Origin of the sequence: Psychrobacter sp. ENNN9_III, from assembly GCF_001462175.1 — a bacterium.
In the GTDB taxonomy this organism is placed as follows: domain Bacteria; phylum Pseudomonadota; class Gammaproteobacteria; order Pseudomonadales; family Moraxellaceae; genus Psychrobacter.
Genome location: NZ_LNUO01000003.1, coordinates 1 through 25,949, shown reverse-complemented (window position 1 = coordinate 25,949; position 25,949 = coordinate 1). Strand labels below are relative to the sequence as shown.

Here is a 25,949-nt window from a genome sequence, read left to right as displayed (position 1 = left end):
ATTACTTAACGACAGCAATCAACTAACGTGTATACACAAGTAGCGATTTATAACGCTGCTCGATAGTAGCTTCTAGAATTCACTACTGTACGATAGCCATTAGCTCTATTTTTAAATCATCAAAACCGTTTGGCACATAGATACAGATGGATTCAGACTTTATCATCTCATCATACAGCTCACCTACAGGCTCAATGGTGAAGTAACTAAATCCTGGCCGCACAGGTATCGCACTCGGTACTTGAGTCACATGTGAGATAGGTGAACCGGGCAGCGCTGATAAGACACGCTTCTCTACCGAATCAGGGGTCGCGACCTTAAAGCGGCGTGGTACGATATCGATTAATTCATGCATCGGCAGTGAGGAGCTAATAGACAGATATAGCTGTGAGCTGCGTGTGATTTTGTCGCCGCTCAGCTCCCCTGTATAGTAAGACGATTTGTTTTGACGTAATGGGATTGAGATGAAGTTACTCGCGATCACGGTGTTGAGTAGCTCACGAATGATTGAGATGATGCTATTAAACGACTCATTAGCATTGTCATGATGATAAGAAGGCAAATCGCCTACTTTATATAATGAGCTAAAAGTAGCCAACTGGCTGGCCACATTTAATAGCGCCTCATACAGACGTTCTGGATGCAATTTAGCGTTATTATATAAGTGATTTAGCTGAGAGTATGCGGTATTGAGCGTATGCAATAGCCAAAAAGATGCGATATCTGATGAGCGAAATTCTAGTAAATCATTATTAGACTGGCGATGATGGTCATATAACGAAGTCGATTTGGTATTGATCATGGTCATCAAACGATAGACTTGACCCACGAGCGCAGGGTTACTCTTAATATGCACACTAGGACGATATAATCTTCATCTACTTGGTAGATGCCTTGGGTTGTGCGCACCAGTTTGGCAACTAACAACGACAGGGTATCTCGACTGGGCGCTTGCGCGGAATGGCTCAATTGCAGGCTTGGTGATAGCTTGATAACATCAATGACTGCTTCAGCTGCCTGACTATATAAATCTTTTGCTTCAATAGCTCCCCTGACATAGCGTGCTGGATTATCATTATGGTCTGCTTGTATGTTACTGCCACCATTATGGACAATCTCTAAACTTAAAAACACAAAGACCTCATCACCATGATCTTGACTATCTAGCGCAACACCTTTGGGTAATGCATCTATACGGGGTGCCTGATATATTGTGCTATCTGGCAATACAGCGTAAATACTTTGAAAGCTTAATAAGTTACTTTCTAAAAGCTGTTTATCTATCTGAACATCGGATACTCCGTAAGCATACGGTTGCATCAGCATCATACTCAGGGCGCGCTGTGAGTTATGATACGTGTCTTGTATTTGAAAATGCTGAGGTCTTAAAAACAGCCCCTCTCCCCATAGTACTCTGTGTTTACTCAAGACAATCTCCTACAAACAGCTGACTAATGGCTGCTGATAATATTTAAGTTTGGTCGAAAATGTAGGCGCAAGCTCTGGGCTGATACCCTCCGCTATACTCACATCACATGCGCCTATATGAAGCGCCAGTGGCTTATCAAAATTGAGACTATTAAGCGGAATGAGAAGCTGTGAGCGTTTTTTGGTGTATCTAAGTCCCACTTTAACCGCCATAAAGCGTGCATCCTGCGGAATATTTAAAGTTAGACTGGTCTCGCGATTAGGGATAACACTGACTTCTTTAGCAGCCAGCTCCTCAACTTCAGTAAACTGGCTTTCTTCTTCCAAAAACGCAATATAAGCGATACTCGCAGTGCCTTGGTTTGTACGTCCAGCATTAGCATTGACCGTCGGTTTAATATTTAATGTGAATTTTTGTCGTCTTAGTTGCTCTTGCAAAGCCTGCTGCTCGGTATTCATGTTTTTCAATCTGCTGTTGCTGTTTTTTCTAACTGAGCTTTTAAGTTTTGCAGATCGTCATTGTCACTGTTTTTGCCATTACTGATGATGCTTTTTATATTATCAGCAATAGTAGACTCGCCTGCCAGCGCAGAGACATTGTTATTGGATTTGCTCAACTTATCAGTGCTACATCCTGTTAGCGTCCCGCTTAACAAACAACCAGCTGTCATCGATGCTATGGATATTATCTTACATCTGTTCATATTTTCAATTTACCTTGAAATACTATAGTTATTATTGACTGGTCAAAATTTCCGCCATTTCTGGGCGACCAAGTACCCCTTTTTTGCGTAGTTCAACATGCCCAAGATCCATCATTCGCCAGTCTCCTCCCCACACAAGTCCAGCAGATTTTGCCACTTTACCATATAGTTTATAGCCTCGCATCGCCCAAGGATCCTTTTCAGTGATCACAATCTTACCATTTTTTAATAAAGGCGCTGTCTCCTGCAAGACCAAACTCTTACCATTTTTTAATAAAGGCGCTGTCTCCTGCAAGACCAAACTGATGGTAACTTTTATAGGAGCCCGCCTTGGTCACATGAGTGCCTTTTTTAAGCAATCTTGCCTGCCTTGCAGGGCTACGATAGCCTTCTAAAAGCACCATATCATAGCCATACTGATCGCTCATTACCTTATACACAGTCAACAGCCGTTGAACAAATTCTGAATTCATCTTTTTCCAATTACGGTCAGCATTTTTGATATTGATATGACCATTATGTAGATGCGAAGCCAAAATGTCTCCTGAATAGCCAGTCGTACTATCTTGAGCATTTAGAGTGGACAAATCTGGCTCAGGTAATATGAGCGGCCTTCTGGCTTGAGAAAAATCCGTTTTTTCATCGGGCCAATAACCCTTTTCAGTCTGGTTTGCTTGATAGCTTGCAATCTCAGCTTCAAGCTCAGCGAACAACTCCTCTGGCGGCGATGGCGGTGGTCGCAGACGCTCACCTACAAGTAATTGATTAATTTGTGAGTTAGCAGTGCCGGGTATAGTGTTTTTAGCATGATAAACCTCAAGAGAATGACTGTTAATGAGGGCATAACATAGGCCAATAGTCGCTGTAATAACTAACAACGACAGTGTAGATACGATTGGGATGCGCTTTATATTGATAGGCAATATAAAACGATGAGTACCCTTTATAGTAGAGCGAGAGGACGTTACTTGTAGCTGCCTCAATAAAAAGCCTATTTTTAAACCAGATAACTGCCGAACACTATTTTTTGTTTTATCAAATATTCTTATACATAGTTGTCGATCGAAAAGTGCAACCACCACAACGACTGATATCAGTGTAAAGACAGAAACAGTGAAATAAACCATAAAAATATAAACATTCGTTGGTATTGCTAATTTTATAAGCAGTATATAGACAAACGAGCTGTTTTAAAATAAAGCTGACTTAATTTCATTATTATTTTTCCATACCAATATGTTTTTTCTCTCTTTTACTATATGTTTTCAACTCCAAATCTTATAATTAAAAGGCTTTAAACTATCTCACTATAAAAATAATTACGGAAAAAGATATTGAAACTTAATGACTTACTAAAAATTAGTAAAATATTGTAGTTATTCGTAGTGGCATTGATAGAGTAAACACCATAAAATACTATTAAAAATATCTTAGAATATAGTAAAAACTAAGAAAAATAATCGATAGTTAGGAGTTAGAAAAGTGGTTGTAAAAAAACTAATGTCATACGGCCGCTATGTTTTAGTGATGCTCTTAATTGTCTATCTCATATTGGCTTGGATGTATTTCAAAGACAATGCAGGACAACTTACTGCATTTGGTTTATTGCTTTGGTTTGTCATTGTTCCCCTATCATTATTTGCATTTATCCTAGCGCTTCGATGGAGACAGAAAAAAACAGAAAGCAGTACTGCTGATGCTGTATATAACAATAGTGAAAAAGAGCGCGCTAAACTGCCGAATACTTATAGATTGTTTATGTATAGCAGTATGTGTCTGCCTGAAGGAGATAACTGGTCCGATGTGATTGATAATAATGCAGACCTTACCTTATTGAGTGAAGATCTGACAGACTTTGATGGTTTACCGATACTGACCAAACCGATTATACAGTTAACCGATGTCGCACCCTTACCATACCAGTATATGCATGATACAGGTTTAGAGGATTCAGATCTGAACGGCCTAACTCTGCGTTTGTGCTCATTGATTCACAAACAACTCTCTTTAAGTGACGAGGTGTTGTCGAGTATTGCTCAACACTTTAACGTTCATAATGAACAAGATACTCATGAACCCAACTCAGCTATCGACATCCACCCTGATTGGCAACAGCATTACCTTATTAGTGCAGATAAAAAAGATAATGACGAATCCACCGTCGCTCCTACTGATGGCTCACTCTCTGAATTTTCCATTTATCTGTGCGTGCCTGAAGGCGCAGACACAGATCTACTCATCGCAGCCACAAAAGAGCAGCTATCCACCTATGGTTTTTTAGACTCTTTAATTACTATTAACCCAATTATCACTAGTGATACCAATCCAAAAAACAATGTCACTTACGACCCTATACAGTTTGTCAATGAGCATGTGATGCCATTGGCTCAATCGGTGTCCCCTGAGCTTTGCTTATTGATTATCGCAGACTCACAGCTTAATGATGAGTGGCTAGAATTGCAGCTGTACTCGAGTAATACTTCCAACGTCATTCCTACTGAAGCGGGTGTGCTACTAGTATTCTGTAATCAAGCTGCTCAAGACGTACTTAATATCGACACTTGTGCCAACATTTTATTAACTAAAATACGTGCCCCCGATGTTAAAGACATTAGTACACAAAATGCGGATATAAACGACCATGGCCAATCAGATGTATGCCTTGATAACAGACGTAGTTATAGTCATCGGTTAATGAGGATCAAAGACCTACTGTTAGACAATTCTTTTTCACTGTCATCAACCACTGATAAAACGCACACTCAAACAGAATTAGACAATACAACAGATAAAACTAATGTTCTTTACCAAAATCTCAATGTCACATCTATGACTGACATTAATCCAGAAAAACAACCGTATGATATTTCAGTATATATGAGCTTTATTAATGCACTTACAGAACAAGACATACTAGCAAATGAGCATTATTTAGGGCATTATATGCCATCTAACCTCTGGTTAAAACCATTTATCGGTTTATCATTATTCGTCAATTTAATTAATACAAATAAACAAGAGTCAGATTTTATATTTCTAGAAACTCAACATAAGCAATGTTCTCTGCTTTGGTTAGCAGATTTTTCCTAGGCGTTTTAAGCGTAGCTCTTACGAAAAAATTGACGCTTCATTGTTGTAAATATTTATTTTATTGTCTTAAGAACACACTAGGTAGCACGCATGTTTTCAAGGTTTTTTCATCTTATTTACAACCCAAGAGTGTTGTCGGTCTTGGGTATCATAGTCGCTCTAGTCTTGTTGTATGATTATGTGACCATCAAAACCTTTACCATCATTATTGGTGTATTGATGACATGCGTAGTGCTAGGGGTGCTTGGCTACTACCTATGGAAAAGGCGCAAAAAAGCCTCAGATGAACTTGCTAATCTGGTAAAAGATGGTGGCAACGAGAGCCACAACGAAAATAGCCTTCATAAAGCTAAAGATGGAAATGTCCAAGAAGTGCAAGCGCTACGTCAACAAATGCAAGACGCTATTAAGACCATCCGTAAGTCAAAGATTGGTGATCAAACCGGTAAAGCAGCGTTATATGAGCTGCCGTGGTATATGGTTATTGGTAATCCAGCAGCAGGTAAAAGCTCAGCTGTACTGCATTCTGGTTTAAAGTTTCCATTTATGGAAAAAACCAATAAGCTATCGGTAAAAGGGGTTGGCGGTACGCGTAACTGTGATTGGTTTTTTTCAACCGAAGGTATTTTACTTGATACTGCAGGCCGTTACTCTGTCTACGAAGAAGATCGCTTGGAGTGGCTGTCATTCTTAAATCTGCTCAAAAAGAACCGACCTAAAGCGCCAATTAACGGCATCATTATTGCGGTCAGTATCGCCGAACTTACCAAAAATGATCCAAGTTATGCCTTAGACCTAGCCAAAAACTTACGCAGCCGCGTCCAAGACCTGACCGAACAGTTAGAAGTCTATGCACCTGTCTACGTAGTCTTTACCAAGATGGACTTGGTCTCAGGCTTTCGTGACTTTTTTAATGACTATGAACAAGAAGAGCGCGGTCAAGTATGGGGCGCGACCATACCCTACCCTGAGGATCCCGAAAACATTAACATTACTGATGTTTTCGAAGAGCATTTTGGCGTATTAGTCAACGGTCTAAAAGATTTGAGTACGACAAAATTGTCTTTGCGTCATCAGCGCACTGTCTCTCCCAGTCTGATGACTTTTCCTATGGAGTTTCAGTCGCTACGTCCGATGATACGAACCCTTATGCATGCTTTATTTGAGGACAACCCTTTTCAATTTAAGCCCATATTGCGCGGGTTTTACTTTACTAGCGCCTTACAAGATGGGCAGGTTAGCAGTCAGATGACTTTGCAGATGGTGCAAAATTACGACTTGCATCCACCCGCTGTCCCTCTCAGCGCTCAGCAAGAAACCACCGATAAGCCCTATTTTTTGCAGGATTTATTTTCTAAAGTCATCCTAAAAGACAAGCATTTGGTCAAGCAACACAAAAATCGTAATAAACGCAGTCATCGCGCTATTGCTACCTTGGCCGCTGTGGTGGCTCTTTGTGCGGCTGTTGGACTATGGACATGGTCATATACCAATAATAAGCAATTAACTGAACGCGTAGTAGCCGACTTACAACAAGTTGCCGAGCTACAAAAAAACGCTAATGGTGATCTGCAGTCTCAGCTTGAGTCACTTAGCATTTTGCAAAGCCGAATAGAGCAGCTTGAGAACTATGAAGAAGATAAACCACTGTCTTTGAGTCTTGGTCTCTATCAAGGCGGCAAGCTCAAACAAAAACTACTAGCAGAATACTATAACGGCATCCGCATCATCGTCTTAGCCCCTACCAAACAAAATATAGAAAAGTTCCTGACAGAGGTAAATACTAACGCGGCGCAACTGAAAGTACGCACAGAAGAATCTGCAACTGAAAATACAACTGAGACTACGACTAATGACGCTTATATTCAGTCCGATCCGACCGATGTTGAAGATGCTTATAATGCGTTAAAAACTTATCTTATGCTAGGTAATCACAACAATTTAGAAACCAGTCATTTAAGTGACCAAATGACAAGGTTTTGGCGTAACTGGCTCGATGCCAATCGAGCTGACATGCCACGCGACAAAATGATTCGCCAAGCTGAGCGCATCTTAAGCTTTACCCTGGCACATGTCGATGACCCCACTTTCCCGCTCGTCCAAAACGACTTGGGACTGATAGATAAAACTCGCAGCAATCTATCTAAAGTTAGTAAAGGCCAGCCTGCACGTGAGCGCGTCTACTCTGAAATCAAGATGCGCGCATCTGCTCGCTTCCCTTCTGTTACGGTTGCACAGATCACTCAAAACAATGCCAACGAAGCACTACTTGGTAGCTATGTAATCTCAGGCACTTTTACCAGGCAAGCCTGGGATTCTTTTGTCAGTGATGAGATTGATAAAGCTGCCACCACTAGAGTGGTCGCAGATGATTGGGTACTGGCAACCAGTAGCCAAGATGATCTCACGTTGACTGGTAGCCCTGAACAAATACGGCAATATCTAGTCAATCGTTATAAGCAAGAATATATCGCTGAATGGAAACGCTTTATATCGCAAGTTTATGTTCGTGATAGTGAGGGATTTGATGACCATGCTGTCTTACTAAATCAGCTGTCTAACGTAAAAGAATCACCGTTAAAAACTTTATTTGAGACGGTCGATCGTCAAACTCAATGGGACAACCAAGCTGCTAACCTCGGCTCTGATAATAATGGCAAGTCTCGACGCTCCTTTGTAGATTGGTTTAAGCAGACCATACTGCGCCAAAGTCCAGCTGAGCTGCGTATGGCAGAAGCGGCAATGAACAACGGTAGTAGCTCTAGTGATACAAATTCTGCTCCGCAAGCTAATTCAGGTGTGATCGCGCAAGAATTCTCCTCTATCCATGCTTTAGTCACACCAAGAGAGGACAATCAAGATCTGTCACTGTTAGATAATTACCTAGTAAGCTTAGGAAATATTAGAACACGCTTTAATAATATAGCGCGTAGTGACGATATCGGTCCTGATGCCCTACTGTTTGCTTCACAGACCCTAAGTCCTGACGGATCAGAGCTGACCAAGTCTCTACAAATCTTGGATGAGCAGATACTGAGTCAAGCCAATTCAGAAATAAAACAGCTTGTACGACCTTTATTAAGTGAGCCTCTGACTCGCTCATTCAATATGCTGCTGACACCTACTAAGGCTGAGATTAATAAAGTCTGGCAAGCGCAAGTACGGAGGCCATTCCTCAACAATCTAGAGAAAAAATATCCATTTACTGCCAATGCTAATTTAGAAGCGACACCAGCAGAGATTGGTCAATTCTTTGGGGAAGATGGCTATGTGGCGAGATTCGTTAACGAGACTTTATCGCCCTTTATCATACGTCGCGGTGATCAAATCTCAAGTAAGATTTGGAATGGTGCAGGTTTAGGTCTGAACCCACAGTTCGTCGCTGACTTCGGTCGTTACTTTGTCAACTATACTGGTAGCAATAGCTCAGGCTCATCGGGTACAGCTGGTGCTGCCCCCAATCAAACAACGTTTCAGATTATGCCATTACCAGTGAGCGGCTTGACAGAGTATACAATCGTCGTCGACGGTCAGCAGCTGCGTTATCGTATGGGCACACAAGCATGGACGACTTTTGTATGGCCAAACCCGAGTAGCCAGCCTGGCGCTAGCATTAGAGCCAAGGACTATGATGGCAGAGACTTTACTGTCTTTGAAGAAGCCGGAAGCTTTGGGGTAGAACGCCTCATCAATAGCGCACGCCGGACCGAGCTTGGCGATGACATCTTTGAGATGGCATGGTCGGGTGATGGCACAACGATTTCTGTCCGCTTTAGAGTTATCAGTGGCAATAGTAACAATGCCACTCAAGGTCGCTCAAACAACCCATTTACTGGCATGAAATTGCCTGCTGATGTAATCGCCCTTGGTGTTACGCGTAGTGCAAAGCCAATTGCTACTCCTAACGCTGACAATAACAGCCCTTCTGCTAATAATTTAGCAGATCAAAGCAATGAACAAGGTAGTGCAACTACGAATAACACCTCTGCACCCTCTGAGCAGCAGGAGAAAACGCGATGATGCCCGAATCACTACCTTTAGTTTATTTTGGCAAGCTGCCTGCTCGCGGAGACTTCGTGCGTGCGCGCGCTCATATCAATGAAACCAACATTATTGATCAGTGGGTCAGTCAAGCTCTGACTACTTCGGGCTCTATATTGAACGAGTCATCAAAAAGTGATGTACCCTCTAAAGAGCCTCCCTTTTTAAATTTCAGTCACGTCGATACTGCTGCAAATCAAATCATTACTGGAGTGCTCATACCCAGTCATGATAGTAGTCATAGAAAGTATCCTCTTATCGGCTTTGGTGTCATCCATTTGGATAAACCCAAAAGCTGGACGAACTACCTTCCTATTAAATCGCTTACTATCTGGGATGACATTTATGCAACGTTAATTGCGGCAAAGGCTCAAAACGATAGCACGCAAGTGACTGACGCTTTAAACAACTGCCTACTGACTATCGATAACAACGCCAGCACACACTACTATGACTTTATTAATACCATGACTCTACAAGATATTTCGGTATTAATGGATGTCAGTAAGCAGCAACTGGTACAGCAGATTATCGCAACAGGCTTGTTGTTTTTGCCTACTTTTACTAAAGGCTTCCACGGTCTCAACAAATCGATATGTTGGACACTAACGTCCGATAAAGCCAGTGCCATATATATGGCGACTTTTTGGCATGATTTAATCAGTGGCTTCTACCAACCCCATCAAATCCGTCTCAACACTTATCTATACCGCACCTCTAATCATTATCGTCTATTAATGAACTTCACTAAACCTGATGGACGCGTACTTAGCCAACTAACAAGTAGTGCAGATACAAATCCTGATGACTGGGTCTGGATTGCTAATAGTGACTGGACCCAAGGTTATATCGACGAAGACATCGGTTTGACCCGCTTTAATAAAGTGTTGTTGCAAGACAATCTGTATTTATATGATACAAGACAGCTGTTTAAGAGTATCTTCTTAGCGCAATAGCTATTTGAGACTATGTTTAGGATTAGTTTATTCAAAAACCGTTTAATAACATCTAGGTTAAAAAGGTGCTTTAATGAAAGACCTCTCCATAACGACAATATCTAAGCTGACACATCACAAAAAAAGCCTGCTATTGGCTGCTGTTTTTACGCTTCCTATGAGTGCTTTTGTCTTTGCAGAACATAATGGTGCTCACGTTGTAAACGGTTCGAAAGATGTGCCTGTCGTCATTAAAGGTGTCGTCGCTACCAGCTCAGATAAGCAGCAACTACTTGAAAAGCTCAAAGCTCAATACCCTAATAAACCAGTCAGAGATGAGATTGAAGTACGCTCAAACATCAGTATACCAACCAACTGGCAACAGATAGCCGCAGCTATTATCGATAGCGATATCTCCAATATTCGTCAAGGCCGTATCGATATTCATGGCACTACTATTAGCCTGCATGGCAAAGTCAGTAGCCCTGAACAAAAGCAAGCGATCCAAAATCGTATTCATACCCTTTTGACCGATCTTTATCAATTGGAGAACCAGCTAGTCGTCATAGAAGGCGAACAACGTCTCATCGATGATGCCCTAGGCGATCGTATCGTTGAGTTTGAGTCAGGCAGTGCCAATCTCACTCCTCTAGGTCTTGGCATCTTAGACGACATGGCAGGCGTCATTCAAAGTCTAGGCAACAAGCCCGTTACGATTACTGGTCATACTGACAATGTAGGCAACTCTGCCACTAATCTGGTCTTGTCCAATGAGCGCGCTGAAGCAGTTAAGCAGTACCTGATAGGCCGTAATATAGATGCTACTCGTCTAAGCACTACAGGCAAAGGTGACGCTGACCCTATCGCTAGCAATGACACCGAAAAGGGACGCCGACGTAATCGTCGTATTGAATTTACTCTTGGCGAATAACACCGCTGTCTATGATGACAAAGATAAATAAGCACTCAAGTTGATACTGCCGTCGCTTAACAATAGGGATATTCATTATGCTACGCTTGACCAATACCTTACTGCCTATGACTGCTGACAGGCTTTATGCCAGCGAAGGTAGCAGCCAAGCCCCTTATCCAAGTGCTCGGCAAAATACTGTTACTCATCAAACATGGCAGCAAACCCTACTTAGTGCTCCTGATGAATTCACCATCATCGCTCAGCTCAACCCGAATAATATGCAGCAATATCAACAACACGGTATCGACACCTACGTGCTGCACGTCTATATCCATGAGCTCAATCACCCCCCTTTTATGCCACTGACTCCCTTAATTGGTAGCTCCTTAACCCTAAGTTTTGATACCCCAAGTGGGCATGCCTATCGTCATCTATATATCACCGCCCTTTGCCAGCTCGATCATGATGGCAGCTATGGCTACTATCGACTCATCGCACAGCCCGTCACTTATCGCTTGCATCAGCATCTGCGCAGTCAGATAGATACTGACCTATCGGTACAAGCCATGGTATCAGAACGCGTCGCCATGCAAGAGATAGATGTGGTCGATGACAGTGGTACTGATAGCAGTAGTGAGGAAAATGCCAGTTGGACCCCAGCACGCATGACCCAGTGGCAGAGCAGTGACTGGAGTCATATCTGCGAGCGCCTCTCACGCCAAGGACTCACCGCTTACCTCAGGCACGCGCAAACTGAAGAGCATGCCCCGCCCACCCTTATCATTACTTCAGCTCATCCTAGTAATGAAGATGGTATCAGTCAAAATATCGGCTCAGTACGTTATCAGCAAGTGCTACATGATCGCGCTCACGCGCCAATCTTAGCCCTTAGTGAGCAAGTCATAACCCAGCCGAGTACCTTCACAGTGCAACGCTTTAACAGCGCTAGCGTGGCCCACCCAACCCAGTCAGCAAATATAGCTATCAGTGATAGTGAGGCAGATAGCCAAACCAATACGTCTACCCTTACGATCGACACTCCAGCCGCCTTTGCTCCAGTGACTGATACCGAGACGATTGATGACGCTACTATCATGGCAAATAGTCACCACAGTCGCTACAGCGTCTACCATGCGCTTGCTCACTGTACTGATTTAAACGTTGCGGACACTTTTACTCTAGTAGGTCATAACCATCTTAATCAGCATTACCGCGCCACTCATATCGTGCATTTAGCACGCAATAGCCTCGCTCATGTCACAGGACTCACGATAAGCCGTCGTCATCAGCAGCGCCATGCCTCAGATCTAAAAGCAGGTACTCATTTAACCCAGCTCAGACTGATCACCGCTGACACCCCTTGGGTAGGTGCGCTATACAGCAGACAAGCACTCCCACCAATGACGGGGCTCACAGATAGCCAGTCTGATACGGACAGTCGCAATCATATGACGCCGACACGCCACTATTTATTAGACAGCCCTGCTCAATCTATCAATCGATTAGAAGCCCAAGCAGGAAGCAATTATGGTAGCCACTTTACCCATAGAGCAGATGACCAAACTCTGATGCAAGCTATCGGTGATAGTGAGCATCTGATGAATACCGGTAGCTTATTATCATCAAGTCGCCCTAGCCTGTTTGCCACTGACAATGAGCAAGCGGTCGAGAGCGGCTATCGCAACACGGATTACGGTTTATCCGAATGGATCAGCGATCATAGAAGTGAGCAAGCCTATTCACAACTTAACGTCGATGCAGGAGACGTTGTTGCCAGTCTTAAAATGGGCGTGATCAACCCATCAGACACAGCCAAACGTCAAGGGATCAATGCGGCCACCAACGCGCAGATCAGTATCAAATCAGGGGAAGCACTAGTCCTATCCACTCAGCCGCAGACCCACGCGCAAGTCCAAGAGCACAACTACCAACAGCACACCCCTACTCTAACGCAAACAGCATTGGGTGGTCAGCACTTGGCGGAGCGGTTAACGCAACTGGCAACAGGACTTGGCAGACAAGTGAATGACCATAAGGCGATTAAGATGCAACTTGAGACTATCGCAGAGGAACAGCAAACCAAAACCCATCAAACCACGCCATTCACGCTCATTGATAGTGCCGCTGATAGTAGCTATGTCAGTGAAGACACGCTCATTCAACGTTCAATGGGTGAAATGATTACTACTACTCAAGCGAACATGATGATAAGTAGTGGCGAGACTCATAATCAAATCAGCAGCGAGTCACTCAATATAGTCGCCGATGGTCAATTTAGCATGACTAATGCGAAAGACAATATTACTCTCTCAGCCCATACAGGAAAGCTTGAAGCTACAGCGAAGCAAGATGTGAACATCGCCTCCTCGACTAAAGAGGTAGAAGTCGTGGCAACGAACAAGATTACGCTGACCGCTGGTGGTGCAAGTATTACTTTGGATGGCGCAAATATTACGATAGCGGCTAAGCAGTTTACGGAGAAGGCGGGTAAGCATAGCAAGGCGGGGGGTGGTATGGATGGGTTGGGGCTTTTAGGGTTGCCGAGTAAATCGATAGAAACAGATGATAACTTAAGAATTGTATATGATGAAGGTTTCATAATCGTTGATGAAGATACTCAAGAACCAATACCAAACTGTCATTATAAAATTACAAAACCTGATGGAACTACCGAAATGGGAATAACAGATAAGTATGGTAAAACTAAAGTGATAGAAAGCTATACAATAGAAGAACTGAAAATTGAGGTGAAATCCTAATGGCTGATACTTGGGAAGTAATTGGACAGTCATCAACTAGTCCAAGAAGTAATACTGATAGAGCAGTAGTAACTACGAGAGCCCCAAAAACTGAAAATATTATATTTATTGGTTCTGAGTTTGAGTATAATAATTTCTGGTTAAAGAACATGTTTATTGCAGCTGCATATCCTTTTGTTAAAAACAGAAGTAGATTTAGACAATGTGATAAAGTGACGATTGCTTATGTCGATTATGGCTATACCCGTTTAGAAAAATTAGCTATCGAAGGTCTAAAAAACGAAATAGAATTTACTGATAACATAACCTTTATCGCGTTAAAAACCAAAACAAAAATTATAGAGCTATTAAACGCGAATAGAGAAAACTATAAAATAAAAGATTTAGCTTTCTTTTGCCATGGGTTGAATGGAAAGATTACCTTGAATTATAGTGGTAGACCTAACATCGACCTAACTACTTCAGATATAAATACTATTGGTAACACTAATTTTCTTAGTTCAGCTACAGCTAGTTCGTACGCTTGTAGAACAGGGATGGCAGATAATATAACACTTAGGACTCAAGGATCATTTGATAACATTAGCGAGGCAGATCCTGATAACAGTTTTGCTCAACTATTCGCAAATAGACATAGTATCGATTTTTATGCATTTCATAAACGTACATTATATAGTAATATTCTGAACCCTAAAGATGATGCTGAAAAAATAGCTGAAAACCTTAAAGATAAGAGAAAAGTAAATAGTAGTGATGTCATTTCTATATTAGAAAACTATGAAGCACTACCACATCCAGAATTAGGTGAAAGTTATAAAAATATGTGGGGGTGGATTCCCAGAGGGGCAGTATTAGAAGGAACAGTTGGTTATTCACTATGGCGAAAAGGGGGTGGATTAAAAGTACCAGTTGCTGCCAATACCCCTACAGGATTACCTTCAACAATGACTAGATTCAGTCCTAAATAATATGATCAATAAAAAACTAAAGCTCACGCTCCTTATACTTACACTAATAATTTTATTAGTTTTTTCGTATATTTATATGGTGAAATCAATGAATGCATTTACTTACCAACATTTTAATGAGAAAGATTTTTTACTCATTCAAACTGATTTGCAAAAAGAATATAGCTTTTATTTAAATAGCTTTAAAAAAGATAATAGTGTTCAAGTTACTTTTAATTTTCATAATGTAATACCCCCATATGACGCAACTATAGAACTATATTCTCATAAAACATCTAACTACGTATATATTGGTTCTTATCAACCTACAATTACATTTGCTGCAAAAGATAGTTTATTCGAAGATAGTCTTGATTCGCTAACTATCTCCATAGTAGATTCAGAAAATAGATCCTCTTATACTATAGAGCAGGAAAAATCTTTCGAATTTTGGAAAGAAGGAAAAGTTATTAATATTTGGTTTTTACCTTTCAGAACATATGATGAAGAAACTGGTAGAGATATAGGCTATACAGTTTCACTCAGTTGAAGTTTTCGTTAACAAATAATTTAAACATGAATTTGTCAATATTAGTCTTCTTATCAAAATCGTAAAATAAGCTCGAAATTAACCCAACCTATTATCTAGAGCATAATAGCTTGCATTTATAGTATATACTAATCAACTAAATAAATAATTATAAACCGCCTTCGGACGATCTTTTTATTAACTCAATATAATGTGTCTCAAACTCAAAGCATTCAACTTAACTTCAAATTATAGACATTACTCAGCATAATAACTCCAAACACGACCACCCTTTGCAAGCACCTGATGTTACCGCTAGCCCTGTGTGTAGCGAATATCCTTGGCTGTACGCAAGATTGCAGGCACTTAGCCTGAGACATTATCGTCGAGCAGGAACGGCGCAGGCTTTAGTGCTTGCTCTTGCGAGCAGTCAAGATAGTAGCGAAAAGCAGGAGTGGCTATAAAGTATTTTGATATAAAACGATGATGCCATTTTCTGCAGATCAAAAGCCACCAACCGAAAAATTCTCACAATCCTGCACCCTCAATCAAAAATACTGCATCTCCAGTCATTTTATTTCTTAAAGTATTGTCTATAGTTAAATGACTATATTTATCTTTTTAGTTATAGAGATATTGTAAGAATAACGCCTTTTTACAGGACGTAAAAGGCATGGTATGGCTACTGTCAACGAAGCAAAAGTCTTTGCTGCTAATTGTGTTTAGCCGATAGGCGATTATGACGACGGTACAACCAATAGACTATCATAAGGAGTGTGATATGGCGGGTGTAATACAACCAAAGAATAAGGGCCAGGATAATTCTGCTACCCCTTCTGATCCTAACCAAGAGTTGGTATCAAATGCAGACCGAGCCACCAAAGGCTCCTTAACCATGGCATGGTGGGGCGTCTGTAGCGCCATGTTCTATCTGGTCATTGGTATTGCAATGGCAGAGAACTATGGGACTAAGAATGCGATTATCGGCTTATTGATAAGCTGCGTCGCCTACGGCGTCATTAATGGAATTATCACTCGCTATGCCATTCGTACAGGCATGTCAGTGGCTTTGTTTTCTCGCGTATTATTCGGTCACAAAGGTGCAGCCTTAGCGACACTGATATTCTTTGCCACGGCTATGTATTACGCGGTGTTTGAAGGCTCTGTTATTGCCGTCACCTTTAGCCAAACTTACCCCTCTGTCCCTTACTGGATCGCTGCTTTAATCGTAGTGGCTTATAGTGTGCCTATGATTATGGGCAGTGTCCAAAACTGGCTAGATAAACTAAATGGCGTGCTCTTACCGTTTTATATTATCGGACTTATCGCAGCAGTCGTCATGGCGACTAATGAGTATGGTTATAGTAGTGCTTGGTTGTCTCTAGGGCCCGAAGAAGCGCTGCCTTTTGGCTGGTGGAACGTTGCCGTATATTACATGGGCATATGGGTCTTGATGATGTATACCTTTGATTATGCGCGTTATGGCAAGCAAGAAGACAGCAAATTCTTATCCTGGTTCAATTTTGGTATCCCCTTTTATCTGGTTGCTTTTTTCTTAAGCGGACTGGCAGGGATTTATTTGGTAAGCACTATTCCACTGGAAGGTGCATTATCTGAAGTCTCCATCACGCTAGGGCTCGTAAAATTGATGGGTGTGTTCGGTCTCATCTTTGTTGTCGTTACACAAACTCGTATTAATACGGCCAACTACTTATTGGCAACCACCAATCTGCAAGCATTTCTCAAAGATACCCTCAATATTCAGATTCCAAAACTCGTTGGCGCTTTATTAATTGGTACTTTTATTTTCGTTCTGATGCTACTCGATGTATTTGCTTATCTGTTACAAGCACTGGCCTATCAGGGCGTATTTGTCGTAGCTTGGGTAGCTATCGCCCTAACCCACATACTCTATCCTAAACGAGAAGATATCTTTGGCGCAGTTCCCGTCATTGATCCGCAGCGCTTGCCTGCATTTGATAAGTCAGGATTGGTCGCTTGGATCGCAGCCTCAATCGTCGGAATCGTGCTCATGAATTTAGGTGGTAGCTGGGTCAATTGGTATGCAACCTTAACCTTTATTACAGCGACTGTTCTGTACGCGATATTGATGCCCAAAACTCAGCAACACGTTTTACAACTCACACCAAAACCAACAGTTAGTTAACCATATAAGATAAAAGGTGCGCTGACAGTCAAATACTGTACCTGCTCAATCCATTTATTTGTGGTTAGCATTGTTATAGTAAAGCCAGTGCGATAATAAGATTACAAGGAGTGAATCATGAATCAAGCTAAAAACACCTCGACCCAAGCTTCAACCACCCTCGATCCTATCACTTTATCCGTTGTCCGCGGTGCGTTAGAAACCGCGCAGCGCGAGATGACACTTACTTTAGAAAAAACAGCGCGCTCTAGTGTATTTAATCTAGCGCATGATTATAGTAATGCGCTGTTTGATCATTTGCCTGAGATGATTTTGCAAGGACAAGACATTCCTATTCATCTAGGCTCATTGATGCCAGCCATGAAGGCCGTGGCAGAATTTTATGGCGACGATGTTCATGAAGGCGACATTATTTATCATAATGACCCTGTCGTTATGGGCAGTCATATTTTAGATTGCTGTATGTATAAGCCTGTGTTTTATGAAGGTGAGCTGGTATTTTGGACGGTATGTAAAGGTCATGTCACCGATATCGGCGGCCCTGTACCTGCTGGTTATAATCCAGATGCCAAAGAGATCTACGCCGAAGGATTACGCATTCCACCCATCAAGATATGGGAAAAAGGCGTTAGACGTGATGACGTTATCAATCTGATCCATAGCAATATGCGCTCACGCCGCAATCAAGAAGGCGATTTGAATGCGCAATATGGTGCTTGCGCGGTCGGTGAGCGTAATATGATTGCGCTGCTAGACAAATATGGTGTAGAGACAGTTCGTGCTGCCATCGAAGAGCTAAAAAGCATGGCTGACAAACACATGCGCTCGCTCATCGAATCCCTTAATGATGGTGAATATCATGGCGAGGCCGTTCTGGAAGATTCAGGGCATGGCCTTGGCGATTTGACTATCAGTGCAGACATCACTATCAAAGGTAGCGATGTACATATTCAGATAGATAGCCCGCCACAAGTTCCTTATTTTATTAACTCTTATGCTGGTAACTCAATGTCAGGCGTCTTGCTTGGACTTATGATGTTCGCCCAAGTAGATCCTCCTTACAATGAAGGTTTGTATCGCTGCGTTACCGTAGATTTAGGTGAGCATGGCACGCTATGTAATGCCAAAGAGCCTGCGCCTCATGTGAACTGTACCACCACACCAATGGAGACATTGACAGATGCGGTACGTAAAGCGCTTGAAAATGCTGCACCTGAGCGCGTAACGGCATCGTGGGGACATTCGTCAGGAGTCAACATTGCCGGTATTGATCCAAAAACGGGTGAGCAATATGTCACCATGGTACTCGCCTCTATTATCTCAGGCGCAGGCGCCACTCAGCAAATGGATGGTTGGCATGCTTGCGGGCCTTTGTGCTGTTTTGGTGCGTTAAGCTCAGGTGATATCGAGTTATTAGAATATCAATATCCTATCGTCGTCCATAAGTATGGACTGGCAGAAGATAGTGGCGGCGCAGGACGCTTGCGCGGCGGCTGCGGTACAGTTTGGGAGGTAGAGCCCCTCGATCATACCATGACCGTCGTTGCTTTTGGTGAAGGACGTCATATTCCAACGATGGGTGCAGGCGGAGCTGAGCAAATCTCACCAGAGCTCAAACTGGGTAAATTAGAAGTGTTCCGTGAAGGCGGCGAGACTGATGTGCATCTTCACAATACAGTAATTGAGATCAAGTCAGGAGAACGCGCGCGAAATACCAATCCTGGTGGCGGCGGCTTTGGTCGCTCTTTTGAGCGTGAACCAGAAGCTGTATTACGTGATGTCATCGAAGGGATTGTCTCTGTAGCTGCTGCTGCAAAAGAATACGGTGTCGTCATTGATAGCAAAACCATGCAACTAGATGAAAAAGCGACTCAAGCATTACGGGCAGAGGCGGCATAGTTGGCACAGGGATGTGCTGACTCTACATATAAAATAGAAAAGTTTAAGGATGAATTATGAGTTATGAATTTCGTTTAGGCGTAGATGCTGGTGGTACTTTTACAGATTTTGTGTTGGCTGAAAACGGGGGCGATATACATCTATTTAAAGCCCCTTCTACCCCAGAGGACGGTACTAAAGCGATTGCAAACGGGCTGCAACAGATTTCCGAAAAATTTGATCGCCCAATTACCGAGATTATCCAAGCCTGCGACTTGTGTATTAATGGTACCACCGTTGCCCTAAACGCTCTGATTCAAATGAAAGGGGTAAAAGTAGGACTACTCTGTACGGAAGGTCATGAAGACAGTATTGAGATTCGTCTGGGTCATAAAGAAGAAGGTCACCGCTACGATGCAAGCTACCCGCCAGCGCCGCAGATAGCTCCGCGGGATTTGCGCTTCCCTATTCGTGGTCGAATACTTGCCGATGGGACAGAGCGTGAAGAGCTCAATGAAGACGATATTTTACAAGCCATAGAAGAACTAAAACGTCAAAACGTCAAAAGCGTGGCCATCTCTTTTGTATGGTCAATTCGCGATACCAAACACGAGCAGCGTGCAAAAGAGCTGATACAGCAGCATATGCCAGACGTATTTGTCTGCTGCGGTAGTGAGGTCTATCCCCAAATTAAAGAGTATACGCGCACCTCAACGACCCTAGTTAACGCCTATCTAAGTCCGATTATGTCCTCTTATGTCTATAAGATAGATGATTACTTTAAACAACTAGGCGCTGATCAACCAGTACGTTACTTCCAATCTAATGGCGGGCTTGCATTGGGTGAAGTCATGAAAGAGCGTGCGGTTAATGCGATCAACTCAGGGCCTGCCTCTGCACCGCAAGCGGGATTATATATTGCTGAACCTTTCGGTATTAATAACGTGATTACTGTCGATATGGGTGGTACCTCGTTCGATATTACACTAGCAAAAGATGGTAAAACCAGTCTAAATCGCGATATTGACTTTTTGCGCAATCGCATTGGTGTACCTATGATTCATGTCGAAACCCTAGGTGCTGGCGGTGGCTCTATTGGTCATATCAATAACTTTGGCATGCTAGAGGTCGGTCCACAAAGTGCAGGCGCGACCCCAGGACCTGCGTGTTATGGTAAAGGTGGCACACTACCGACGGTTACCGATGCAAACTTAGTATTGGGATATTTGCAGTCTGGTGCAGTACTAGGCGGGATTGTCACTTTAGATGAAGATAAAGCAAAGGCTGCTATCAATGAGCATATTGCCAAGCCACTAGATATCGACTTACCTCATGCAGCTTATGGTATTAGTACGATTGTTAATCAAAACATGGCCAATGGTATTCGCCGTATCACTATCGAAAAAGGCTATGACCCTCGCGACTTTGCTTTGGTTTGTGCAGGCGGTGCTGCTGGTATGCACATAATCTCACTAGCAGAGGAGATGGGTATCAATACGATACTTGTGCCTAAGATAGCGTCATGCTTGTGTGCTTTTGGACAGATTATCTCTGATGTCAAATACTCGTATCTAGCCACTCAAATTATGATTATGTCTGCAGATGCTGAGCTAGAAGCATTAAACGATACCCTTACAAGGCTTGAGCAAGATGGTATTGCGAAGCTTAAAGAAGATGGGTTTAGTGACGAAGATATAGAAATCGAACGAGCTATGGAGATGCGCTATGTTGGGCAGGTTCATGAATGTAATGTCATCGTACCTAATGGAAAGATAGATAGTAGTGCTGCTACAGACATCTTGCAAGCCTTTCACAAGCGTCATAAAGAGCTATACACTTATGATGAACAAGACAGCGCTGTAGAGCTTGTCAATGTAGAGGTTTCAATCATTGGTAAAGTAAAAAAACCTGAGCTCCCTACGCTAGATGCTCAAAATGGGTCGGTGGAGAGCGCTAAAATTGATGAGCGCCAAATGATACACGACCATACTTATCAGTGGATGCAAACCCCTATTTATGATGGCAATAAATTGGGTGCAGGAGCAGTCGTTACCGGTCCAGCTCTGATTGAAGAACCAACCACAACTATCGTTATCAAACCCAACTGGCAAGCTGATCTACATCAATCAGGCACATACAAGTTGAGCAAAATTCAATAATGTGGATATAATAGTCGTAATTATTTCAGCCTTTCTCTCTTTATGGGAGAAGGGTATTTATCGTTTCTATTAAGATAAATTTGAAAACCAAGTGGAGATAAAAAAGAGCTGTAAACTTATTACCTAGCATTTAAGGATGAATGCAAATGGAACATAGTCAAGGCGTAAGCAAAAAACACTGTGAGCATGTAGACAACACGAGTAGCTCTCAAGAACCACTCGAGCCTTTACTGAGTGCTGATGGCTGGCAAAACGCAATTAGTGATACCTATTTTGACTTAAAAGTACAGTTTAAAAACCCCAACCAGTTCACAGGTCAACTTCAACAAGCTACTCTAGCTCAAATGGGTATTTCAAGCTATATCGCTGATTCCGTCCATTATCAGCGCAGTGGACAGGATTTATCCAAGGCTTGCGATAGTATTCTGCTCACATTTCCATTGAATGGCTCAGTGTGCTTTCAACAGCAAAAACGGCAATTAACTTGCTACCCTGGTCAGTTCTTTATTGAGCTATCTCATCAACCTTATCAGTTTTATCATGCCGAAACGGTAAAGCTGCAAGTCTTAAAAGTGCCGATAGCCAGACTAGAAAACCATCAGCGTTTAATAGAGCAGTATTTTGCTCAAGCCATTACTACTGAACAAGGCTCAGGGCGACTGCTTAATCATCAAATCAACCATGCTCTGCACCTTGCTACTAACTTTAAATTATCCTGTGTAGAGTCTCAGTTTCTTGAGCAACAACTTTTAGACCTAATCATACATACTCTACATCGACCCTCCCTATCTCTAGCAGACAGTCAAAATTCAACGATAAAAGCCGCACATCTGCAACGGATCGAAGACTTTATACATTTTAACTTAGCCAATCCTCAGATTTCTCCTAAACTGGTCTCACAATCTTGTCATATCTCTGAGCGTTATATTTATCTGTTGTTTCAAAATCTACCTTACTCGTTTTCAGAATGGGTCAAACTGACCAGACTGCTGGCTGCAAACAAACTATTAACCAAAGCCAATTATAGCTCTGTTGCTGAGGTTGCTTATCAGGTTGGTTTTACCGATCAAAGTTACTTCTCGCGTATTTATAAACAACACTTTGGCTTCTCGCCCAAAGATACGCCCTCTAACGACGCCAAGTCCTATTAGCACAGAGTAAATGCAAATCAAGCCATACTAGCGTACTCGTATTAATACTACCTACATGCTTGTGCTCTTAATAGAAAAAGTCTGACTTCCATTATTGATACCATTATTTATTGGCAGTTTTACTTATCGATATGCACGACTAATAACTAAGTTTTCTTAAGAGTCTAATCAGCCTCACCCTTTATTCCTGAAAGGAATAACTACATGATAACTCGGTGTTAGACCTTATTCCAAAAATCAGGATAATCACTCCTTTGTTATTCATTTTTTGATTTCTTAGGAGTTTGTAATGCAGTTATTGTTACTAGTGGCTGTTTTTGTCGCATTACTATATGGCTTGTGGCGTTATCACCGTCAGAGTGATTCGTTAAGTCGTAGTGTTTTCCTAGGTTTATTTGTCGGCGTAGGTTTTGGTTTGGCGCTTTCAGCGCTTAATATTGATACCAGTAATTTTTTACCCTGGGTAAACATTGTCGGAAATGGTTATGTCAATTTGCTGAAGATGATTGCAATGCCCTTGGTATTCATTTCAATCTTGGCAGCCATCGCACGTTTAGAAAAAGCGTCCATGATTGGCTCTATGAGCTTCTGGATTATTGGCACCTTACTAATTACGACAGGGCTTGCTGCTTTAGACGGCGCGATTATTGCCAACTTATTTACTCTTGATGCCAGCTCTATTGTTGCTGGTCAAGCAGAAATTGAGCGTGGACAAAGCATGGTTGAGAGCAGCACTCAAGTCTCTGATCTGACCATTCCAGGATTAATTTTGAGCTTCATTCCCACTAGTATCGGCGCGACATTTGCAGGCTTACAAAGCACTTCGATGATATCAGCTGTGGTTATTGCCAGTTTATTAGGGATAGCCGCTTTAACGGTTAATGCAAAAGAACCTGAAAAAGGTGCGGTAATCATTCGCGGTATCGACATATTGCAAAGTTGGGTGATGGCACTGGTACGTTTTATTATCCGTTTGACCCCTTATGGCGTTTTTGCCTTAATGATTAAAGTCATTGTCACCACTGATGCCAGTGCAGTTTGGCAATTAGCAAAATTCCTCCTTGCATCCTATGTTGCCCTATTCATTGTGTTAATAATGCATGCACTTATCATTTTATTAGCCGGGCGCTCACCCATCAAACACTTTAAAAAAATCGCGCCTGTGCTCACATTCGCTTTTACATCACGCAGTTCAGCAGCGTCTATTCCTTTAAACATTGATGTGCAAATTAATAAGCTTGGTATTGCTAAGCCCATTGCTAACTTTTCAGCATCATTTGGCGCGACCATTGGTCAAAATGGTTGTGCTGGCGTTTATCCTGCGATGTTGGCGGTTATGATTGCTCCGACGATGGGTCTTGATCCTTGGTCGATAGGCTTTATAGCCTCCGTCATTGGCGTCTCTATGATTGCCTCATTTGGTGTCGCAGGGGTTGGTGGCGGAGCGACGTTTGCAGCCATCATCGTGTTATCAACCTTGGGGATGCCGCTAGAGCTTGCGGGTTTGTTGATATCTATTGAACCATTAATCGATATGATGCGTACTTTAGTCAATGTTAGTGGCTCAATTACCTCTGGTGTCGTTGGCAATCGTATTCTTAGTAAGTCGTCTGAACCAGAACAGCTTATCGATTATGATACTCAAGTGAGTCACAGCTAAATAGTAACACTGACTGGATTTCGGTACTGTCCAAGTTTCAATAATAAGCATTGTACAAGATATAGCGAACGGTAACTTTTAGGGTAAAAACTAAAAGCTTACTACTTCGCTATTTTTTATGGCTGGTTTAACGTTAATGTTCAATACACCCTAACCTGATTTATCTTTGTTCTTCAAACAAGAACTTTCATTTGTGATTATTGCTGTTTATCTGTCTATAGCGAATAAACTATAATGACTATATAACAGTAGGATTGATTAAGAACGAGATAAACGCTTGGTGATAGTTAAAAAATCATAATAAGATAGCACCTCTTTGCACTAGTTTCTTAATAAATGTTAAAACCAATCTATCTTTACCAATCCTATTTATCGTCGTTTTTAATTCAAACTTAAATTGAAAATCAATACTAAAATCAAAATAGACAGGAGATCGGTATGGGCTTATTAGTCGATGGCAAATGGCAAGACAAATGGTACGATACCGACGCTAGTGGTGGCCATTTTAAACGCGAAGAGTCAGACTTTAGAAACTGGGTTACCAAAGATGGTAGCGCAGGACCAACAGGTGTAGGCGGCTTCAAGGCTGAACCCAAACGCTATCATTTATATGTGTCTTTAGCTTGCCCTTGGGCGCATCGCACGATTATTTATCGTAAACTTAAAGGTTTGGAAGATATGATTTCACTATCTGTCGTCCATCCTTATACGGGTGATCACGGTTGGACATTTAGAGAAGGTGCTGGGGTAATTGCTGACCCTATCTCGCACGCTAACTACGCTTATGAGATATACACTAGGGCAAAATCAGATTATACAGGACGCGTCACCGTTCCTATCCTATGGGACAAAAAAACCAACACTATCGTCAGTAATGAATCATCCGAAATCATTCGTATGTTCAATTCAGCCTTTGATGAGGTTGGTGCGTTATCAGGTGACTTTATACCATCAGAGCTGTTAGCAGAGATTGATGAGATTAATGCATTTGTATATTCTGCTGTTAATAACGGGGTTTATAAATCCGGCTTTGCAACGACCCAAGAAGCTTATGAAGAAGCTGTGAATGCGCTATTTGATGCGTTAGATGTATTAGAAAAGCGCTTAAAAGATCAGCGCTATTTGGTCGATAATACCATTACCGAGGCCGATTGGCGTTTGTTTACCACACTTGTGCGTTTTGATGCCGTTTATGTGGGTCATTTTAAATGTAATCTGCGCCGTATCGTTGATTACCCTAACCTTTGGGGTTACCTGCGAGACTTATACCAAGTACCAGGTATAGCAGGGACCGTCAACATGGATCATATTAAGGCACATTATTACACCAGTCACGCCAACATCAACCCAACTGGTATCGTACCTATCGGTCCTCATCTTGACTTTAATACGCCGCATAACCGCGAACAGTTATCGTAAATAAAAAAGTAACGATAACAAGATACAGGGCGACTGGTATAAATTTTTCGCAGCCTCTGTCTGCTAGCTACAGCAAGTAAGTAAAATTCATACCAGTTTTGCGTTATTTAATAACGTATCCATTTTATTTAGTATCGATTATAGTAAATAGATAAGCTTTCGCATACTA

General features: G+C 42.0%; 18 protein-coding genes and 1 pseudogene. 14 read left to right on the top strand and 5 right to left on the bottom strand.

Features of this window, described 5'->3' with window-relative positions:
* Window positions 1-82: 82 nt before the first annotated feature.
* The 5 genes and pseudogenes from tssK to PENNN9_RS13200 all read right to left on the bottom strand — a co-directional run bounded on the left by tssK (window position 83) and on the right by PENNN9_RS13200 (window position 3,115).
* A pseudogene (gene tssK / locus PENNN9_RS12890) lies at window positions 83-1,428 on the bottom strand (type VI secretion system baseplate subunit TssK).
* A gap of 9 nt (window positions 1,429-1,437) precedes the next feature.
* Window positions 1,438-1,887: a hypothetical protein gene (locus PENNN9_RS00295; RefSeq protein ID WP_058367787.1), complete on the bottom strand. Its 450-nt coding sequence runs from the start codon at window positions 1,885-1,887 to the stop codon at window positions 1,438-1,440.
* Between the two features lie 5 nt (window positions 1,888-1,892).
* Window positions 1,893-2,045: a hypothetical protein gene (locus tag PENNN9_RS00290; RefSeq protein ID WP_156410043.1), complete on the bottom strand. Its 153-nt coding sequence runs from the start codon at window positions 2,043-2,045 to the stop codon at window positions 1,893-1,895.
* Between the two features lie 118 nt (window positions 2,046-2,163).
* Window positions 2,164-2,382, bottom strand: coding sequence for a M15 family metallopeptidase (locus PENNN9_RS13205; RefSeq protein ID WP_264752878.1), 219 nt, complete (start codon window positions 2,380-2,382; stop codon window positions 2,164-2,166).
* A 10-nt stretch (window positions 2,383-2,392) separates the two neighbouring features.
* Window positions 2,393-3,115: a M15 family metallopeptidase gene (locus PENNN9_RS13200; protein ID WP_058367784.1), complete on the bottom strand. Its 723-nt coding sequence runs from the start codon at window positions 3,113-3,115 to the stop codon at window positions 2,393-2,395.
* 499 nt (window positions 3,116-3,614) lie between these two features.
* Between PENNN9_RS13200 and PENNN9_RS00275 the strand changes: the two genes are divergently transcribed.
* The 14 genes from PENNN9_RS00275 to PENNN9_RS00215 all read left to right on the top strand — a co-directional run bounded on the left by PENNN9_RS00275 (window position 3,615) and on the right by PENNN9_RS00215 (window position 25,780).
* On the top strand, window positions 3,615-5,222 hold the full coding sequence (locus PENNN9_RS00275; protein WP_143505744.1) for a hypothetical protein: 1,608 nt from the start codon (window positions 3,615-3,617) through the stop codon (window positions 5,220-5,222).
* A gap of 90 nt (window positions 5,223-5,312) precedes the next feature.
* A complete protein-coding gene (tssM, locus tag PENNN9_RS00270) occupies window positions 5,313-9,242 on the top strand; it encodes a type VI secretion system membrane subunit TssM (RefSeq protein ID WP_058367782.1) in 3,930 nt (1,309 codons plus the stop codon).
* Window positions 9,239-10,219, top strand: a complete 981-nt coding sequence (gene tagF, locus PENNN9_RS00265; protein WP_058367781.1) for a type VI secretion system-associated protein TagF — start codon at window positions 9,239-9,241, stop codon at window positions 10,217-10,219. The genes tssM and tagF overlap by 4 nt, the downstream gene beginning before the upstream one ends.
* A 73-nt stretch (window positions 10,220-10,292) precedes the next feature.
* The gene (locus tag PENNN9_RS00260) at window positions 10,293-11,129 is read left to right on the top strand and encodes an OmpA family protein (protein WP_058367780.1); all 837 of its coding nucleotides are present in this window, start codon (window positions 10,293-10,295) and stop codon (window positions 11,127-11,129) included.
* Between the two features lie 77 nt (window positions 11,130-11,206).
* Complete coding sequence (locus tag PENNN9_RS00255) at window positions 11,207-13,870, top strand: DUF2345 domain-containing protein (RefSeq protein ID WP_058367779.1); 2,664 nt, start codon at window positions 11,207-11,209, stop codon at window positions 13,868-13,870.
* The gene (locus PENNN9_RS00250) at window positions 13,870-14,838 is read left to right on the top strand and encodes a hypothetical protein (RefSeq protein ID WP_058367778.1); all 969 of its coding nucleotides are present in this window, start codon (window positions 13,870-13,872) and stop codon (window positions 14,836-14,838) included. Before PENNN9_RS00255 ends, PENNN9_RS00250 begins: the two co-directional genes overlap by 1 nt.
* 88 nt (window positions 14,839-14,926) lie before the next feature.
* Window positions 14,927-15,367 carry a hypothetical protein gene (locus tag PENNN9_RS00245; RefSeq protein ID WP_143505742.1) on the top strand — a complete coding sequence of 147 codons (441 nt, stop codon included), beginning with the start codon at window positions 14,927-14,929 and terminating at the stop codon, window positions 15,365-15,367.
* 272 nt (window positions 15,368-15,639) lie between these two features.
* Complete coding sequence (locus tag PENNN9_RS12620; protein ID WP_156410042.1) at window positions 15,640-15,810, top strand: hypothetical protein; 171 nt, start codon at window positions 15,640-15,642, stop codon at window positions 15,808-15,810.
* Between the two features lie 317 nt (window positions 15,811-16,127).
* A complete protein-coding gene (locus tag PENNN9_RS00240; RefSeq protein WP_058367776.1) occupies window positions 16,128-17,513 on the top strand; it encodes a purine-cytosine permease family protein in 1,386 nt (461 codons plus the stop codon).
* Between the two features lie 117 nt (window positions 17,514-17,630).
* Window positions 17,631-19,412 (top strand): hydantoinase B/oxoprolinase family protein, encoded by a 1,782-nt coding sequence (locus tag PENNN9_RS00235; protein WP_058367775.1) that lies wholly within the window; start codon window positions 17,631-17,633, stop codon window positions 19,410-19,412.
* A gap of 56 nt (window positions 19,413-19,468) precedes the next feature.
* Window positions 19,469-21,550, top strand: coding sequence for a hydantoinase/oxoprolinase family protein (locus PENNN9_RS00230; protein ID WP_058367774.1), 2,082 nt, complete (start codon window positions 19,469-19,471; stop codon window positions 21,548-21,550).
* 146 nt (window positions 21,551-21,696) lie between these two features.
* Complete coding sequence (locus tag PENNN9_RS00225; RefSeq protein ID WP_058367773.1) at window positions 21,697-22,701, top strand: helix-turn-helix domain-containing protein; 1,005 nt, start codon at window positions 21,697-21,699, stop codon at window positions 22,699-22,701.
* A 289-nt stretch (window positions 22,702-22,990) separates the two neighbouring features.
* Window positions 22,991-24,361, top strand: a complete 1,371-nt coding sequence (locus PENNN9_RS00220; RefSeq protein ID WP_058367772.1) for a cation:dicarboxylate symporter family transporter — start codon at window positions 22,991-22,993, stop codon at window positions 24,359-24,361.
* A gap of 438 nt (window positions 24,362-24,799) precedes the next feature.
* Entirely contained in the window at window positions 24,800-25,780 is a 981-nt protein-coding gene (locus PENNN9_RS00215) for a glutathione S-transferase family protein (RefSeq protein ID WP_058367771.1), read from the top strand.
* Window positions 25,781-25,949 lie beyond the last annotated feature (169 nt).